The organism is Bradyrhizobium sp. NBAIM01 (assembly GCF_020194115.1).
Taxonomy (GTDB): Bacteria; Pseudomonadota; Alphaproteobacteria; order Rhizobiales; family Xanthobacteraceae; genus Bradyrhizobium; species Bradyrhizobium yuanmingense.
The window spans coordinates 428,758-443,065 of sequence record NZ_JADYVU010000001.1 but is presented as its reverse complement, the minus strand read 5'-3'; the positions used below and the strand labels follow the sequence as shown (position 1 = coordinate 443,065).

General features: G+C 64.8%; 14 protein-coding genes, 1 pseudogene and 1 riboswitch. Of the genes and pseudogenes, 9 read left to right on the top strand and 6 right to left on the bottom strand.

Annotated elements, in window-relative coordinates:
- The first annotated feature begins 166 nt into the window (after window positions 1–166).
- The 4 genes and pseudogenes from fabI to I6F31_RS01965 all read left to right on the top strand — a co-directional run bounded on the left by fabI (window position 167) and on the right by I6F31_RS01965 (window position 4,116).
- The gene (fabI, locus tag I6F31_RS01980; protein WP_018648668.1) at window positions 167–982 is read left to right on the top strand and encodes an enoyl-ACP reductase FabI; all 816 of its coding nucleotides are present in this window, start codon (window positions 167–169) and stop codon (window positions 980–982) included.
- 12 nt (window positions 983–994) lie between these two features.
- Window positions 995–1,594, top strand: a complete 600-nt coding sequence (locus I6F31_RS01975) for a histidine phosphatase family protein (RefSeq protein ID WP_036004064.1) — start codon at window positions 995–997, stop codon at window positions 1,592–1,594.
- Window positions 1,595–1,775: 181 nt separating this feature from the next.
- The gene (gene aroC / locus I6F31_RS01970; RefSeq protein WP_036026145.1) at window positions 1,776–2,864 is read left to right on the top strand and encodes a chorismate synthase; all 1,089 of its coding nucleotides are present in this window, start codon (window positions 1,776–1,778) and stop codon (window positions 2,862–2,864) included.
- A 62-nt stretch (window positions 2,865–2,926) separates the two neighbouring features.
- Window positions 2,927–4,116: pseudogene (locus tag I6F31_RS01965) on the top strand (adenylate/guanylate cyclase domain-containing protein).
- A gap of 42 nt (window positions 4,117–4,158) precedes the next feature.
- On the opposite strand, the gene clpS reads toward I6F31_RS01965, so the two are convergent.
- From clpS to I6F31_RS01950, 3 genes are all read right to left on the bottom strand, one after another.
- Window positions 4,159–4,464, bottom strand: a complete 306-nt coding sequence (gene clpS / locus I6F31_RS01960) for an ATP-dependent Clp protease adapter ClpS (RefSeq protein WP_036004073.1) — start codon at window positions 4,462–4,464, stop codon at window positions 4,159–4,161.
- A 141-nt stretch (window positions 4,465–4,605) separates the two neighbouring features.
- Window positions 4,606–4,989: a fluoride efflux transporter CrcB gene (gene crcB / locus I6F31_RS01955; protein WP_225143576.1), complete on the bottom strand. Its 384-nt coding sequence runs from the start codon at window positions 4,987–4,989 to the stop codon at window positions 4,606–4,608.
- 28 nt (window positions 4,990–5,017) lie between these two features.
- Window positions 5,018–6,220, bottom strand: a complete 1,203-nt coding sequence (locus tag I6F31_RS01950; RefSeq protein WP_225184602.1) for an MFS transporter — start codon at window positions 6,218–6,220, stop codon at window positions 5,018–5,020.
- 118 nt (window positions 6,221–6,338) lie between these two features.
- Window positions 6,339–6,415, bottom strand: a riboswitch (Fluoride riboswitch).
- Between the two features lie 303 nt (window positions 6,416–6,718).
- On the opposite strand from I6F31_RS01950, the gene I6F31_RS01945 reads away from it, so the two are divergent.
- Together I6F31_RS01945 and I6F31_RS01940 are read left to right on the top strand one after the other, a co-directional pair.
- Window positions 6,719–7,582 carry a DUF1194 domain-containing protein gene (locus tag I6F31_RS01945; RefSeq protein WP_036004084.1) on the top strand — a complete coding sequence of 288 codons (864 nt, stop codon included), beginning with the start codon at window positions 6,719–6,721 and terminating at the stop codon, window positions 7,580–7,582.
- A gap of 191 nt (window positions 7,583–7,773) precedes the next feature.
- On the top strand, window positions 7,774–8,409 hold the full coding sequence (locus tag I6F31_RS01940) for a hypothetical protein (protein ID WP_225143580.1): 636 nt from the start codon (window positions 7,774–7,776) through the stop codon (window positions 8,407–8,409).
- Between the two features lie 4 nt (window positions 8,410–8,413).
- On the opposite strand, the gene I6F31_RS01935 is transcribed toward I6F31_RS01940, so the two are convergent.
- Window positions 8,414–9,253, bottom strand: coding sequence for a nucleotidyltransferase domain-containing protein (locus I6F31_RS01935; RefSeq protein WP_225184601.1), 840 nt, complete (start codon window positions 9,251–9,253; stop codon window positions 8,414–8,416).
- Between the two features lie 111 nt (window positions 9,254–9,364).
- On the opposite strand from I6F31_RS01935, the gene I6F31_RS01930 reads away from it, so the two are divergent.
- Window positions 9,365–9,964 carry a hypothetical protein gene (locus tag I6F31_RS01930; RefSeq protein WP_225184600.1) on the top strand — a complete coding sequence of 200 codons (600 nt, stop codon included), beginning with the start codon at window positions 9,365–9,367 and terminating at the stop codon, window positions 9,962–9,964.
- Here I6F31_RS01930 and I6F31_RS01925 read toward each other — a convergent pair.
- Together I6F31_RS01925 and I6F31_RS01920 are read right to left on the bottom strand one after the other, a co-directional pair.
- A complete protein-coding gene (locus I6F31_RS01925; protein WP_225184599.1) occupies window positions 9,961–11,040 on the bottom strand; it encodes a Tat pathway signal protein in 1,080 nt (359 codons plus the stop codon). The genes I6F31_RS01930 and I6F31_RS01925 overlap by 4 nt on opposite strands.
- An 84-nt stretch (window positions 11,041–11,124) precedes the next feature.
- Window positions 11,125–12,147, bottom strand: a complete 1,023-nt coding sequence (locus tag I6F31_RS01920) for a GntR family transcriptional regulator (protein WP_225143588.1) — start codon at window positions 12,145–12,147, stop codon at window positions 11,125–11,127.
- Between I6F31_RS01920 and I6F31_RS01915 the strand changes: the two genes are divergently transcribed.
- Window positions 12,124–13,059, top strand: a complete 936-nt coding sequence (locus tag I6F31_RS01915; RefSeq protein ID WP_225146187.1) for a hydroxymethylglutaryl-CoA lyase — start codon at window positions 12,124–12,126, stop codon at window positions 13,057–13,059. The genes I6F31_RS01920 and I6F31_RS01915 overlap by 24 nt on opposite strands.
- Window positions 13,056–14,270 carry a CaiB/BaiF CoA-transferase family protein gene (locus I6F31_RS01910; protein ID WP_225146186.1) on the top strand — a complete coding sequence of 405 codons (1,215 nt, stop codon included), beginning with the start codon at window positions 13,056–13,058 and terminating at the stop codon, window positions 14,268–14,270. Before I6F31_RS01915 ends, I6F31_RS01910 begins: the two co-directional genes overlap by 4 nt.
- Window positions 14,271–14,308 lie beyond the last annotated feature (38 nt).

Below are 14,308 nucleotides of genomic sequence, written 5' to 3'. Positions count from 1 at the left end.
CCTGACATCCCTGGCGTTCGGCGCGCGCCTATAGCGATCATAACACCCAAGCGGAACGGCTATTCCGGCACTCGAAACAGCGTTAATGCTGCGGATTAGGGCTGTACCGCGAGGGAGGGCTGGTGTACCTCCAGACCTCAACGAGAGTTCGACGGGACGTGCAAAAATGGCGCAGAATTCGGGTCTGATGCAAGGAAAGCGCGGGGTCATCCTCGGCGTCGCCAACAACCGCTCGATCGCCTGGGGAATCGCCAAGGCATGCCACGCCGCTGGCGCCGAGCTCGCCTTCACCTATCAGGGCGATGCGCTGAAGAAGCGCGTCGAGCCGCTCGCCGCCGAGATCGGCGGCCTCGTGCTCGGCCATTGCGACGTCACCGATGCCGCGACCATCGATGCCGTCTTCGCTGTGCTGAAGGAGAAATGGGGCAAGATCGACTTCCTCGTGCATGCGATCGCCTATGGCGAGCAGCTCGACGGCCGCTACGTCGACACCACGCAGGAGAATTTTTCGAAGTCGATGCTGATCTCCTGCTATTCGTTCACGGCGGTGGCGCAGCGCGCCGAGAAGCTGATGACGGATGGCGGCTCGCTGATCACGCTCTCCTATTACGGCGCCGAGAAGTGGATGCCGCACTACAACGTCATGGGCGTGGCCAAGGCGGCGCTGGAAGCCAGCGTGCGCTATCTCGCTGCCGATCTCGGCGAGAAGAACATTCGCGTCAACGCGATCTCGGCAGGTCCCATCAAGACGCTGGCGGCGTCCGGCATCGGCGACTTCCGCTATATCCTGAAGTGGAACGAGACCAACGCGCCGATGCGGCGCAACGTCTCCACCGAAGACGTCGGCGGCAGCGCGCTGTATTTCCTTTCCGACCTCTCGCGCGGCGTCACCGGCGAGGTGCACCACGTCGATTCCGGCTATCACGTGCTCGGCATGAAGCGGCCGGATGCGCCTGATATCTCGCTTGGCGGGAAGGACTAGCCTCTAACTGAAATGCCCAAGCCTACGATCTACTATCTTCGCCACGGCGAGACCGAGTGGAATGCGCTCGGCAGGCTTCAGGGCACCAGGGACATTCCGCTGAACGCGCGCGGCTGCAGCCAGGCCGTGCAGGCCGGCGGCATTCTCGCCGAACTGTTCAAGCGCGACGGGCGCGACAAGGCCGCGCTGGCTTACGTGTCGAGCCCGCTCGGCCGTGCGCGCCAGACCATGGAGCTCGCGCGCGGCAAGCTCGAATTGCCGCCTGCCGATTACGCGCTCGACGATCGTCTGCGCGAGATCGGCTACGGCACCTGGGAGGGGCTGACGCTGGCCGAGAGTGAGGCGAGGGATCCGGACATCTATGCAAGGCGCCTCGCCGACAAATGGACCGTGGGGCCTGCGGGCGGGGAGACCTACGCCGACGTGCAGGTCCGCGTGCGCACCTGGTACGACCAGCTCCTGTCCGACACCGTCGCAGTGGCCCATGGCGGGACCTGCCGAGCTCTGATGGTGGCCTTGGGCCTCGAGACGCCCGCCAGCGCCGCCGAGCTCTATATCGAGCAGGGCGCCGTCTACGTGTTCCGCGACGGGCGGTTGGAGAAGTTTAGTTAGCCCGGAGCGCTGCCTCGCCCCCGCCGTCATGCCCGGGCTTGTCCCGGGCATCCACGGACTTTACCTCCCGAACTGAGAACGTGGATGGCCGGGACAGGCCCGGCCATGACGAAATTGACGGCCATTTGACCCCTCATCGAGAGCGCGTTACCACACGCCGGAACCGAACCCGCGAGCAGCGATGTCCTTCAACACTTTCGGCCACATGTTCCGCGTCACAACCTTCGGCGAGAGCCATGGGGTGGCGATCGGCTGCGTGGTTGACGGCTGCCCGCCGATGATCCCGCTCACCGAGGCCGACATCCAGCGGGATCTCGACCGGCGCCGTCCCGGCCAGTCGCGCTTCACCACCCAGCGCCAGGAGCCGGACCAGGTGAAGATCCTGTCCGGCGTGATGGCCCATCCCGAGACCGGCGCTCAGGTGACGACGGGCACGCCAATCGGCCTTCTGATCGAGAACACCGACCAGCGCTCGAAGGATTATTCCGAGATCAAGGACAAGTTTCGTCCCGGTCATGCCGACTTCACCTATGAGGCGAAGTACGGCCTGCGCGATTATCGCGGCGGCGGGCGCTCCTCGGCGCGCGAGACCGCGATGCGCGTTGCCGCAGGCGCCATCGCGCGGAAAGTGCTGCCGGATGTGAAGGTCCGAGGCGCCTTGGTGCAGATCGGCCCGCACAAGATCGACCGCGACAAGTGGGACTGGGACGAGGTCGCCAAGAATCCCTTCTTCTGTCCCGACAAGGACAAGGCCGCGTTCTTCGAGACCTATCTCGACGGCATCCGCAAAAGCGGCTCCTCGATCGGCGCCGTGATCGAGGTCGTCGCCGAGGGCGTGCCGGCAGGTCTCGGCGCGCCGATCTACGCCAAGCTCGATTCCGATCTGGCGGGCGCGATGATGACCATCAACGCGGTGAAAGGCGTCGAGATCGGCGCCGGTTTTGGCGCGGCGGAACTGACGGGCGAACAGAACGCCGACGAGATGCGCTCCGGCAATGACGGCACGCGCTTCCTCTCCAACCACGCCGGCGGCGTGCTGGGCGGTATCTCCACCGGGCAGCCCGTGGTGGTGCGTTTCGCGGTGAAGCCGACCTCGTCGATCCTGCAGCCGCGTCTCACCGTCGATCGGCAAGGCACCGAGACCGAGATCTTCACCAAGGGCCGTCACGATCCCTGCGTCGGCATCCGTGCCGTCCCCGTCGGCGAGGCCATGATGGCCTGCGTGCTTGCCGATCACTTCCTGCGCGATCGCGGACAGGTCGGGCGTTGAACTCGCGGTACTAGTCCACCGTGCAGCTTGACGGCCCCGCAACTTCGTCCGCAAATGCGGCCATGAACAGCTCCGAGCTTCAGCGCATCACCAACTGGCTGATCGATGGCACTTGGGCGGCTCAGGAGCCGGCCGTAGGGATTGCCGATTTCTGTGATCGTCTGGTCGCGGCCGGCCTGCCGCTGTGGCGGTTCGGCATCTTCATCCGCACGCTGCATCCCGAAGTCTTCGGCCGCAACTTCATCTGGCGGCAGGGCGAGGGAGTTGAAATCGGCAGCGTCGATTTTGAGATCCTGGACACGCCCAATTCGCCCACAGCCCGCTTCGCGTGGTTTTCGAGCAGGGCATCGAGGTCAGGGGCCGCGCAGGCGACCCCGACAGCAAGCGATTTCCGTTCCTCGAGGACATGCACGCCGAAGGCGCGACCGATTATATCGCGGTGCCGGTGCCTTTTCTCGACGGCTCCATTCACGCGACGAGCTGGATCACGCGGCAGCCCGGCGGCTTCAGCGACGACGACATCGCAGCCATCCGAGCTCTCATAGCGCCTCTCGCACGCATCAGCGAGATCATCACTATGCGCCGCACCGCCGAGATGCTGCTCGACACCTATGTCGGTAATCGCGCCGGCGCGCGCATCCTCGGCGGCCAGATCCGCCGCGGTCACAACGACACCATGCAGGCGGCGATCTGGCTGTCGGACCTGCGCGGCTTCACCGCGCTGTCGGACCGGCTGCCGCCCGAGACGGTTGTCCAGATCCTCAATCATTATTTCGACTGCCAGGTCACGGCGATCCGAGACCATGGCGGCGAGGTGCTGAAGTTCATGGGCGACGGCCTGCTCGCCGTGTTCCCGATCGACGAATATGTCGGCGATGCCGCTCATGTCTGCGCGCGCGTGCTGGAGGCGGCGCGGGAATCCCGCGCCAGCGTCGAGGCGCTGGCCTTTCCGGTCGGCGAGGCCGTCGAGCGCTTCCGTTTCGGCGTCGCGCTGCATGTCGGCAACATCCTGTACGGCAATATCGGCGGCGGCAACCGCCTCGACTTCACCTGCATCGGCCCGGCGGTCAATCTCGCGGCAAGGCTGGAGAAGATCACGGGGCGCCTGGGGCGGACCGTCGTCGCCTCGGAAGGTTTTGCCAATGTCTGCCGCCATGATTGGCACCAGCTCGGCGAGTTTCCGATCGCAGGATTTTCCAAGGCGCAGCGCGTCTACGGGCTGGCGGAGGAGACGCCGGTGGTGATGGCGTGATGTGCACTGAGCTGAAAGACATTCATCGCCGCAGGATGAAGCCTATTCCTCCGGCTCCGTCGTGAACAATAGCGGATAGCCCTTGGCGCGGCCGGCGTCGGTGGCGCGCGTTGCCTTGGTTTCGGCGACGTCCTTGGTGAATACGGCCACCACGCAGGCGCCCAGCTTGTGCGCGGTGATCATCACCTTGTAGGCCTGATCCTCGGTCATGCGGAATTCGGCCTTCAGCACCATAGTGACGAATTCACGCGGCGTGTAGTCGTCGTTGATCAGGATGACCTTGTGGAGCTTCGGCCGCTCGACCTTGGTCCTGGTCCTGGTTTTCGGTTTGGTGACGGTGTCGTTCATCGTGCCCCGAAACGCCCTAGCTCGAATGAGCCACCAGCCAACACATCATACCGCAGGAGCGGGGAGCGCTCCAAGATATGCGGCCGCTCGCCACTATGCCGTCGCGGCTGGGCAGGAATGCACGACTTGCGCCTGCGCGAGTTACGGAAGTGCGCGAACGAGCTGTAATGCGGCGATCAGAGCGCCCACCGACAGCACGACCGACGCAATCATGTAGGCGGCAGATGCCCATGTCTGGCCGCGCTCGATCAGATACCAGGCATCCAGCGAGAACGTCGAGAACGTCGTGTATCCGCCACAAACTCCGACCGTCAGAAACATCCGCGCGGCCTGCGGCAGGTTCCATTTGGTCGCGAACAGCGCGGCGAAAATGCCGATCAGGAACGATCCGGTGACGTTGACGATCAGCGTGCCCCACGGAAAATCCGTACCGAACGCGCGGCCCGACCCGATCGCAACGAGATAGCGTATGACCGCGCCGAGCGCTCCGCCGCCGGCAACGGCGAGAATGTATTGAATGTTCAATCTCTCGTTCCCCACTTCGCCATTTGCTTCACTTGCCCTCGGTGGCCAGACCTTTGCCGACGGCGAGCAGCCCCACCAGCGAAACCAGCGCGAATCCAAGCCCGGCAAGAAACGTTCCCGCCGGTCCATAGGCGTCCCACAGCGCACCCGCGATCACGCTCGCAGCCAGCAAGGCAAGCCCGGTGAACAGGTTGAAATAGCCGAAGGCGGTGCCGCGCAGGCTTGGCGGGGCGGCATCGGCGACCATGGCCGAGAGCAGGCCCTGCGTCAGTCCCATATGGAGTCCCCACAGCACGACTCCGAGCGCGAGGCCCGCAAGGCTCGGGAGCAGCGCCAGCGCGAGGTCGGCCGCGGCGAGGAAGACCAGGCCGAGCGCGAGCAGGCCGGTCCGGTTGATCCGGTCCGACAGCACGCCGGCCGGATAGGCCGACAGTGCATAGGCGACGTTCATCAGCACCAGTACAGCCGGCACCCACATCACGTCGAGCCCGATGTTCTGTGCGCGCAAGATTAGGAAGGCCTCGCTGAAGCGCGCGAGCGTGAACACGACGCCCACGGCGACGACGCGCCAATAGACCGCTCCGAGCTGGCGCATTGCGGCGAGATTGAGCGGATTTTCCGCACGTTTCCGGCTCGGATCGGGCTCCGGCTCCGTGACCGCGAACGCGATCAGCCCGAAGGACAGGAACGCCGGCAGCACCGCGACCCAGAACACGAGGGTAAAATTGTCGGCCGTCCACCACATCAGGCCGATGGCCACGAGCGGCCCGACGAAGGCGCCGATCGTGTCGAGCGATTGCCGCAGGCCAAAGCTCGCGCCGCGCAGGCCGACGGGCGCGATGTCGGCGATCAGCGCATCGCGCGGCGCGCCGCGAATGCCCTTGCCGACTCGATCGATGAAGCGCGCGGCCACCAGCCATCCGACGCTGGATGCGAGCGGGAACAGCGGCTTGGTGAAGGCGGCTAGCCCATAGCCGAGCGCGGCGAGCAGCTTGCGGCGGCCGAGCCAGTCCGACAGCGCACCGGAGAAGATCTTGGTGATCGAGGCGGTCGCCTCGGCGATGCCCTCGATGAAGCCGACGGTGAGGGTGGAGGCGCCGAGCACGGTCACGAGATAGACCGGCAGCAGCGCGTGAATCATCTCGGAGGAGATGTCCATGAACATCGAGACGAAGCCGAGCACCCAGATCCCCCTGGGCAGCGTGGTACGTACGGCATTCGGTGTCGTCATCGTCACGTCTTCGTCGTCCCCTCGCATTCGCCCGCCGGCCGCCAGCAGGCAACAAAAAACCCGCCATCGGCGGGTACGTCCATGCTCCCGCCAAAGGCAGAGGCCCAAGATTGCCTCTCCTCGAGCAGGAGTCATCAGCCCATGAGGTCATCGACCGCCGGGCGGTTATCGGGGGACTCCATCCCCATCTGTGCGACCAACCTAGCATGGAAATCGTGCCGGACAAATGGGCGGGGTCGCGTGCCTCCGCCGGCAGCTGTGATTCCCGGGGATGCGCAGCATCGAACCCGGAATCTCTCAGATTCCGGGATCCTCGCTTCGCGAGTCCCCGAACGACGGCTCTTGAGACCGCGCCTGTTCCTGACGCAAGCGCGGCAACATGGCGGCAGACTTGCGTAACGTGTGAATTCCTAACTCGAATGTGAAGCACAAGCGATCTTCGGCCTTTGCGGCAAGCCGATTGCATGTCACCATCGCGTCATACGACGGGAGACTGCGATGCGTTTGCTGTTCTCGATCGGGGCTGTGCTGGTGGCCGGCATGTTTGCCGGAGGGGACGTCGCGGGCATCGCGGCACCAGGACCCAAATTCGAATCGCCCAGAACTCAACCGCAGCGGCTTGCGGCCGACAAGGACGCGCAGAGCGTCGATGTCGAGCTGATCCTCGCGGTCGACGTGTCCTACTCGATGGACATGGACGAGCTCGCGATCCAGCGCGAGGGCTATGCCCAGGCGATCCAGTCGAAGGAGTTCCTGCAGGCGCTGAAGCTCGGCCCGAACGGCCGTATCGCGGTGACCTATTTCGAGTGGGCCGCCTCCAGCGACCAGAAGATCATCATTCCCTGGCGGCTGATCGATGGTCCGGAGACGGCGGACGCGGTTGCCGCCGAGATCATGAAGACGCCGATCCGGCGCGCTTCGCGCACCTCGATATCAGGCGCGATCAACTTCGCGATGCCGCTGTTCGACGAGGATCCCTATCGCGGCCTGCGCCGCGTCATCGACATTTCCGGCGACGGTCCGAACAACAATGGCGGCCCGGTCACGATGGCGCGTGACGCCGCGCTGGAGAAAGGCATCGTCATCAACGGCCTGCCGATCATGGTCAAGGAGCCGTCCTATTCGACCATGGATATCGACAATCTCGATCTTTATTACGAGGACTGCGTCATCGGAGGGCCGGGGTCCTTCGTCATCACGATCAAGGAGCGCGACAAGTTCAAGGAAGCGATCCGCACCAAGCTGCTGATGGAAATCGCCGGCCGCACCCCGGAGCGGCCCGTGATGCCGGTTGCCGACAAGGAGCCGCGCGTCAATTGCCTCATCGGCGAGAAGATCTGGTCCGATCGCTGGGGGCGGTGAGGGGGCGGTTTTTTCCGGTGGCATCACGCCAGTTCCGGCTGAGATCTTTTGCCCGCCCGGCCGACGCGCGCGCTTAACGGCTCGTTAACGGGTGCGTGGCCCTAATCGCATCGTTACTGTTCGTTCCCGCCGGCATCCTGACCTGCCCAAGCCAGCGAAAGCGGGTTTGTGAGGCCCGTCCGAGCAATCCAATGGCCATCGTCACATCGAGCACCAGCCAGATTTCGCCCGCCAACGAGCGGCTGTATCGCCAGAGCGCTCTGCTCGGTGACTGGAAGGGCAATTGGGTGGGCAACAACCAGCCCGTCGGCTTCAAGGTCGTCAACATCCGCGGCGCCCGGGCGCAGGTCGAGTACACCCACAACGGACGCACCGAGCGCGGCTTCGGCGAGGTTCAGGGCACGCTCATCACCTTCGGCGGGGTCACGGTCGGCACCAAGGACGGCAAGAACATGGTGATGCTGTTCTCGTTCGGGGGCGTCGGCAAGCAGACTGCAAATCTGCAAAAGCAGGACCCGCCCGCGTCCGACAGCCGCCTGATGGGAAGCTGGGGCGGCTATTCCAGCGAGAACGGCAAGAGCGCGAGCTTCAAGGTGCTGTCCGTCAATGGCAAGGAGGCCGAGGTCAGCGTCACCACCGACGGCGTCACCCGCAAGGGCACCGGCTTCGTCTACAAGAACGTCATCATGTTCGGACAGACGCAGATCGCGACCGACGACGGGCAGAACGGCAAGATCATCTACCAGGTCGGCACCAAATCCTTCATGGTGCCGGTGACAAAATATCCGCCGGCGGATTCGTCGTCTTCGGTCGACAAGACCGCATAACCCTTTACGGCGCTGTTCCGCCGGGGTGAGCCAGCGCCTTCAATTCTCGGTCGACCTGCCGCAGCATTGCGCAGGCCTGCGCGAAACCGCCATCAGCGACAAGTCGCCAGATTTCGTCGGCCTGCTCCACCAGGTGTGGAATCGTCAGCGGCAGGCCGGCTGCCTCCTGCAGCGCCCCCTTCTCGTTGATCAGATAGCGCTCGTTCAGCGCGAACAGTACCTGCGCGACGCAGGCGAGCGACCTGTAGAGGCATCCCGCGACATGGGTCCTTTCGTTGCGTGCGGCCGCGAGCTCGGCATTCTCGATGCTGAACAGGACTTCCCATTGGAAGCGCCGGATCAGGGCGCTGCGCAGAGCTTCCGGATAGGGAAGTGCGATCGACTTGAATCGGGCAATCAGGCCGGTCGGATCGTGCAGCGGCTGACAATATGCGATCTCGCCCATCCAGATCGCCGAGCAGAAGCCATGTGGATGGCCGGGTTGGTAGTCCATGGTGACCACGCCGGCGCCGCAGGATTCCATGACGGCCTCGACCGCGTCGGCGTCGCGATAGAGCAGGTCGACCTTGCAGCCTCCCACCGAAAGCCAGGCGCCGCCGACGATCCAGGGCCCCCATTCTCCGACGGGCGTCACCGTCGTGGCGGCGGGATCGTCCGCGATCGTCTTCGCGGCGGCCAGCAACCGTCCGATGTCCAGCGCTGACTTGAAATAGAGTCCGATATCGTAGTCCGAGGCCGCATGCGCGCGGCCCCGCGCGCGAGAGCCGCCGAGTACGACAGCTTGAACGCCAGGTACATCGGCAACAACGGATGTCAGGCGGGTGAGCAGCGGATCGTCCGGCATCAGGTGCGGTTCCCCGAAAGACCTGCGGCCGCGAGGGCCGGCGCGGTCACTCCGCTGGCATTGATGATGGTCGAGGAGTATAGTTTTAAGGGCTTTTAGACGGTAGCCAGAATGTTCGACCTTGCACGCTCATGCGCTCTTGCAGCTCTCGCCGTGTTCTGCCTCGGCGGAGCGCCGGTTCACGCGCAAGTGGCGCCGCTGCGATATTGGATTCCCGGCGGGCCTTTCGGCCTTGGCGGCGCTGCCGGCCTGAGCTCCGACAGCTATGGCAACTTTGCGGGCTTCAACGCCGGAGAGGCCGATTGGCGTACGAGCTCTGCGAACGGCTTCGTCATCGGTCGCGAACGCGGAAATCTCGGATTGAGCGGCTTCAACCAGGCGGGCTCGCTCGGCAATTTCAGCGCGCTCTCTTATGACAGCACGCAATTTGGCTATCAGATGAAGACCGCCGGCGGCATGCCCGTCACCTTCTTTGCCGGCTTCGACACGCTGAAATACGGCAACGGCATCGGCAGCTCATTGGCGCCGCTCACCTCCACCGCCGCGCCCGGCTATGGCGGGTTTGCGGGTGTCGAATTCAAGCCGACCTCAAATCTCAGCCTGTCGTTCGGCGTCGGCTACGCCCAGCAGGACTCGGGCCGCATGGACAGCGATATCAGATCGAACATGCTGCCCGGCGAATCGCCGGCGCTGAGCGGCCTTCGGCGCTAGGGTCGCATCACCAGCTCCGGTGGACGCCGCAGCGATTTCGGCAGGCTTGGGCCGGTGCCGAAGCGCATCACGATGTCGGGGCGTCGTACGCCGAGGCCGAGCCGGGTCGCGAATTGCTGCCTCAGTGCTGCGACCTCGACCGGCTGGTTGACGAAGGAATATTTCAGTCCCAGTGCGGTCGCCTGCAAGCCGAAGCGCTGGCAGGCGCGGCCGACCGCGATCCAGTGCGAGGTGTCGCTGCGATCGGCAGCAAGCACGACGACACCGGCCGAGCTGTCGAGCTGCTCGCGATATTTCTTGTTTTCTCCGCTTTCGGTGAAGAACAGCTTCAGAAGCGGCCGGGCTATCCAGGACGGCAGCGCAGGATTTCCCGATGCGGGCGCGAACAACCCGTCCATGGTCGCGACCGCCTCTGCCTCGTTGAAGCGGATCCAGTCGACGAGCTCGCGCATGAAGGCCTTGTCGCGCATCTGCGCCGAATTGCCTTCGAGCACATAGTCGGCGACCTCAGCCATTCCGGCACGCTCGGTGATCAGGATCGCAGCGACGCCGGGTTGCCGGCAGGCGTTCTCGAGCTGGCGCAGGATCTCGGGCGCGGCAGGCTTGCCGGCGAAGGCCGCGCGGGTGCATTGCCTGACGGGAATTGCATCGGCCAGGGCCGATGCGGCAGGAGCGGCCTCGTCGAGCGTGATCACGATGCGATCGCCGTCGACGACCGGATCGGCGCGCCAGCCCAGCGTGGCCGCGGCGAGGATGAGGTTTTCGGCGGCACAGCCGAGACTGACGAAGAGATGATGATCGCCGGGATCGACGGCCGGACAGCGCCGCGCGACGTCAGGCGCAATCGTGATGACATTGCCGCGGACGGCGAAGATCCACGGCTGGGTGTTGTGGCTGTTGGCCGCAAGCGTCGCAAACCGGACGAGCTCGCGATCCCTGGGCGCTGCTCGCAGCGGAGCCCGTGACGCGTTGATGGCCTCGTCATAGGTCATCGCCGCCAGCGCGGCGGAAGGGCTGCCGATCGCTGCCGCAGAAAGCCCGAGCGCGGTCGTGATGAATTGTCGCCGGTTGGCCACGGACTTCCGCTCCACACCCCATGATGAGGCATTCTTAGCGCCAGGCGGCGCCGAGAAGATTGACCGGAATCAAGGTCGGCAGGATCACGATACGCCGGCGACCAGCGGACGCTGCAGGTGCCGGGCCATCAGGTCGGCGGCTTCGCTGTAGCGCCGCGCTTCCAGAACGTCGAGCAGGCGCAGATGCTCGCGCACGTGCCGCCTCATGCCGTCACGATCGGCGAAGCTGCGATAGGCGAACAGGCGCCTGATCGAGTTCACGCGCTTGAGCGCTTCGAGGAAGAATGGATTGCCTGTTCCGCGGATGATCTCCTCGTGGAATTCGCAGCCGGAGTGAAAGATCTCGCCAATCGTCATCTTCTCGATTTCGCCGTCGAAGACCCGCTGTTGGCGCTCGCGCAGGCGTGTGATCACCTCCTGGGGCAGCGCAAAGCCGGGCTGTGCGATCGCCGCCGGCTCGATCACTGCGCGAAACGCCTTGGCCTGCGCCTGCGCTTCGGGGCTCGAGACCGTCTCCGCGAAACGCCAGCCATAGCCGGGCAGGCGTGCGATCCAGCCCTCGGCGGCGATACGGTCCAGCAGCCGCTGCAACTCCGCGCGGCTCAGATCATAGCGGCGCAAGAGCTCCGCCTCCGTGACGTCGGCTGGGAGTCGGCTCGCGAGCACGTCCCCTGCGATGGCCGTATAAACCTGCTCGCCGCGCCTGACGGCCGCGAGCGCCGGTTGGGCGGCGCCGCTGGTCGGATTCTTCGCCAGCACGAAGCCGCGATGCGGCTCGCCGCGCGCCAGCCCCGCCGCTTCCAGGGCCTTCAGGCCGAGCCGGATCGGCGCGCGTGAAAGATCCAGCGCATCCGCAAGCCTTTGTTCGACCAAGCGGTCTCCGGCCTTCATGCCTTCGCGGCGGGCTAGCGCCATGATCAGGCCGGCGAGCTGCTCGGCCCGCTCGGAACCGTTCTTGTCGCTGCGCGGTCGGGAACTGTCGGTGGCGCTCATTGCAGTGCACGCAAGTTTTAGGGCTTGACAGACTGTCTCATGGATTGTTCTTTTATGCAACAATATACAATCGTCCCCAGGGAGACCCACATGGCCCGCGAGCCCGATGTCCACATTTGCGAGGTCGCGCCCCGCGATGGTCTTCAGAACCTGGACATCTTCGTTCCGACCGAGGCCAAATGCGCGTTGATCGACATGATCGCCGCCGCGGGCATACGCGAGATCGATGCCGGGTCGTTCGTCCCGCCGAAGGTCGTGCCGCAATTCGCCGACGTTGATGCGGTGATGGCGCATGCGCTCATGCACAAATCCACTATCATCGGCGCGCTGGTGCCGAACCCGAAGGGCGCCGAGCGCGCCATCGGCGCGGGCGTCGACGCCGTCTATTTCGTCATCTCGGCCAGCGAGACGCACAACCGCGCAAACGTGCGCCGCTCGGTCGACGAGCAGGTCGAGGGGTTTCGCGCAGTCCGCGCTGCGATCGACGCCCGGCCGTTGGGGCAGCGGCCGCGATTGATGGGGGCGATCTCCACCTCCTTCGGCTGCTCGCTGGAAGGGGAGGTGAGCGAAGCGGCGGTGTGCCGGGTTGCGCGCGCTTTTGCCGAAGCGCGTGCCGACGAGATCGGGCTTGCCGATACCGTCGGTTATGCGACGCCGAAATCGATCCGGCAGATCGTCGGGGCGGTGCAGCGCGAGCTCGGGTCGCAAATGACGCTGCGGCTGCATCTGCACGATACGCTCGGCGCCGGCCTGGCCAATGCCGTCGCCGGCCTTGAAGCGGGCATCCGCCGTTTCGATGCCGCCGTATCCGGCCTCGGCGGATGTCCCTTCGCTCCGGGCGCACGCGGTAACATCGTCACCGAGGATCTGGTGTTCATGCTGGAGCGCATGGGGCTCTCCACCGGCATCGACCTCGACCGCCTGATGCAGACCCGCGAGATTCTCGCCCGCCACATCCCCGCAGACCATCTGACCGGGCATCTGCACGAGGCCGGAATTCCCAAGCTCCTGCGGAGCGCGGCATGACCATGGCTGTGCGTGAGACGGGATCTGAGCTTCGTCCGTTGGCGGGCCTTCGGGTCATCGAGTTCAGCCAGATGGTGATGGGGCCGAGCTGCGGCTTGATCCTGGCCGATCTCGGTGCCGACGTGATCAAGGTCGAGCCGCCCAAGGGTGACCGTACCCGCGCCTTCAAGGGACCTGCCGCCGGCTTCTTTGCGACCTACAGCCGCAACAAGCGCAGCATCGCTCTGGACACGTCGACAGCGCAGGGCCAGCACATCGCACGCAGACTGCTCGAGCACAGCGACGTGCTGATCGAGAACTTCCGGCCGGGCCTGTTGAAGCGGATTGGTCTCGACTACGAGAGCGTCGCGGCTTTCGCGCCGCGCCTGATCTATTGCTCGCTCAAGGGCTATCTGCCTGGTCCTTACGAGAACCGCCTGGCGCTCGACGAAGTCGTGCAGATGATGGGCGGCCTCGCCTACATGACCGGTTTGCCCGACAGGCCGATGCGCGCCGGCGCCTCGGTCAATGACGTCATGGGCGGCATGTTCGGTGTGATCGCGATCCAGGCCGCGCTCGCCGAGCGGCAGCGTACCGGCCGGGGCCGCTACATCCAGAGTGCGCTGTATGAGAACAACGTGTTCCTGATGGCCCAGGCGATGATGTGCGAGGTGGTCAGCGGGCAGCCATCGATCCCCTATTCGATCAAGGACAGCCCGTGGCCCGTCTACGACCTCTTCGACACCAGGGATGGCTCAAAACTGTTCGTCACCATCGTCGGTGAAGAGCAATGGGAAGCGTTCTGTCGCGCCTTCGATCGCGAAGCCTGGCTCTCCGATCCACGCTTTGCGACCAGCAATGGCCGGGTCGATCATCGCGGCTGGTTGATCCCGGAAATCGCGAATATCTTCAAGCAATGGGACAAGGCCGATCTCGCCGCGCGGCTCGAGCAGCTCGATCTGCCCTACGCACCGGTGAACAAGCCCGGCGATCTCTTCGATGATCCGCATCTCAACCAATCCGGCGGCCTGACCGACATCCGTTTGCCTGACGGTAATGAGGTCAAGACACCGCTGTTGCCGATTGCCATGGACGGAAAGCGGCTGTCCAACCGCTACGATCCACCCGGTATCGGCGAGCACAGCGGCGAGATCCTGCGCGAGATCGGGATGTCGCCGGATGAGATCGAACAGCTGCGACAAGCAGGGACAATCAAGGTCCCGCCGTCCTGACGGACCGCGCGATTGAACAAGAACCAAGGGAGGAGGAT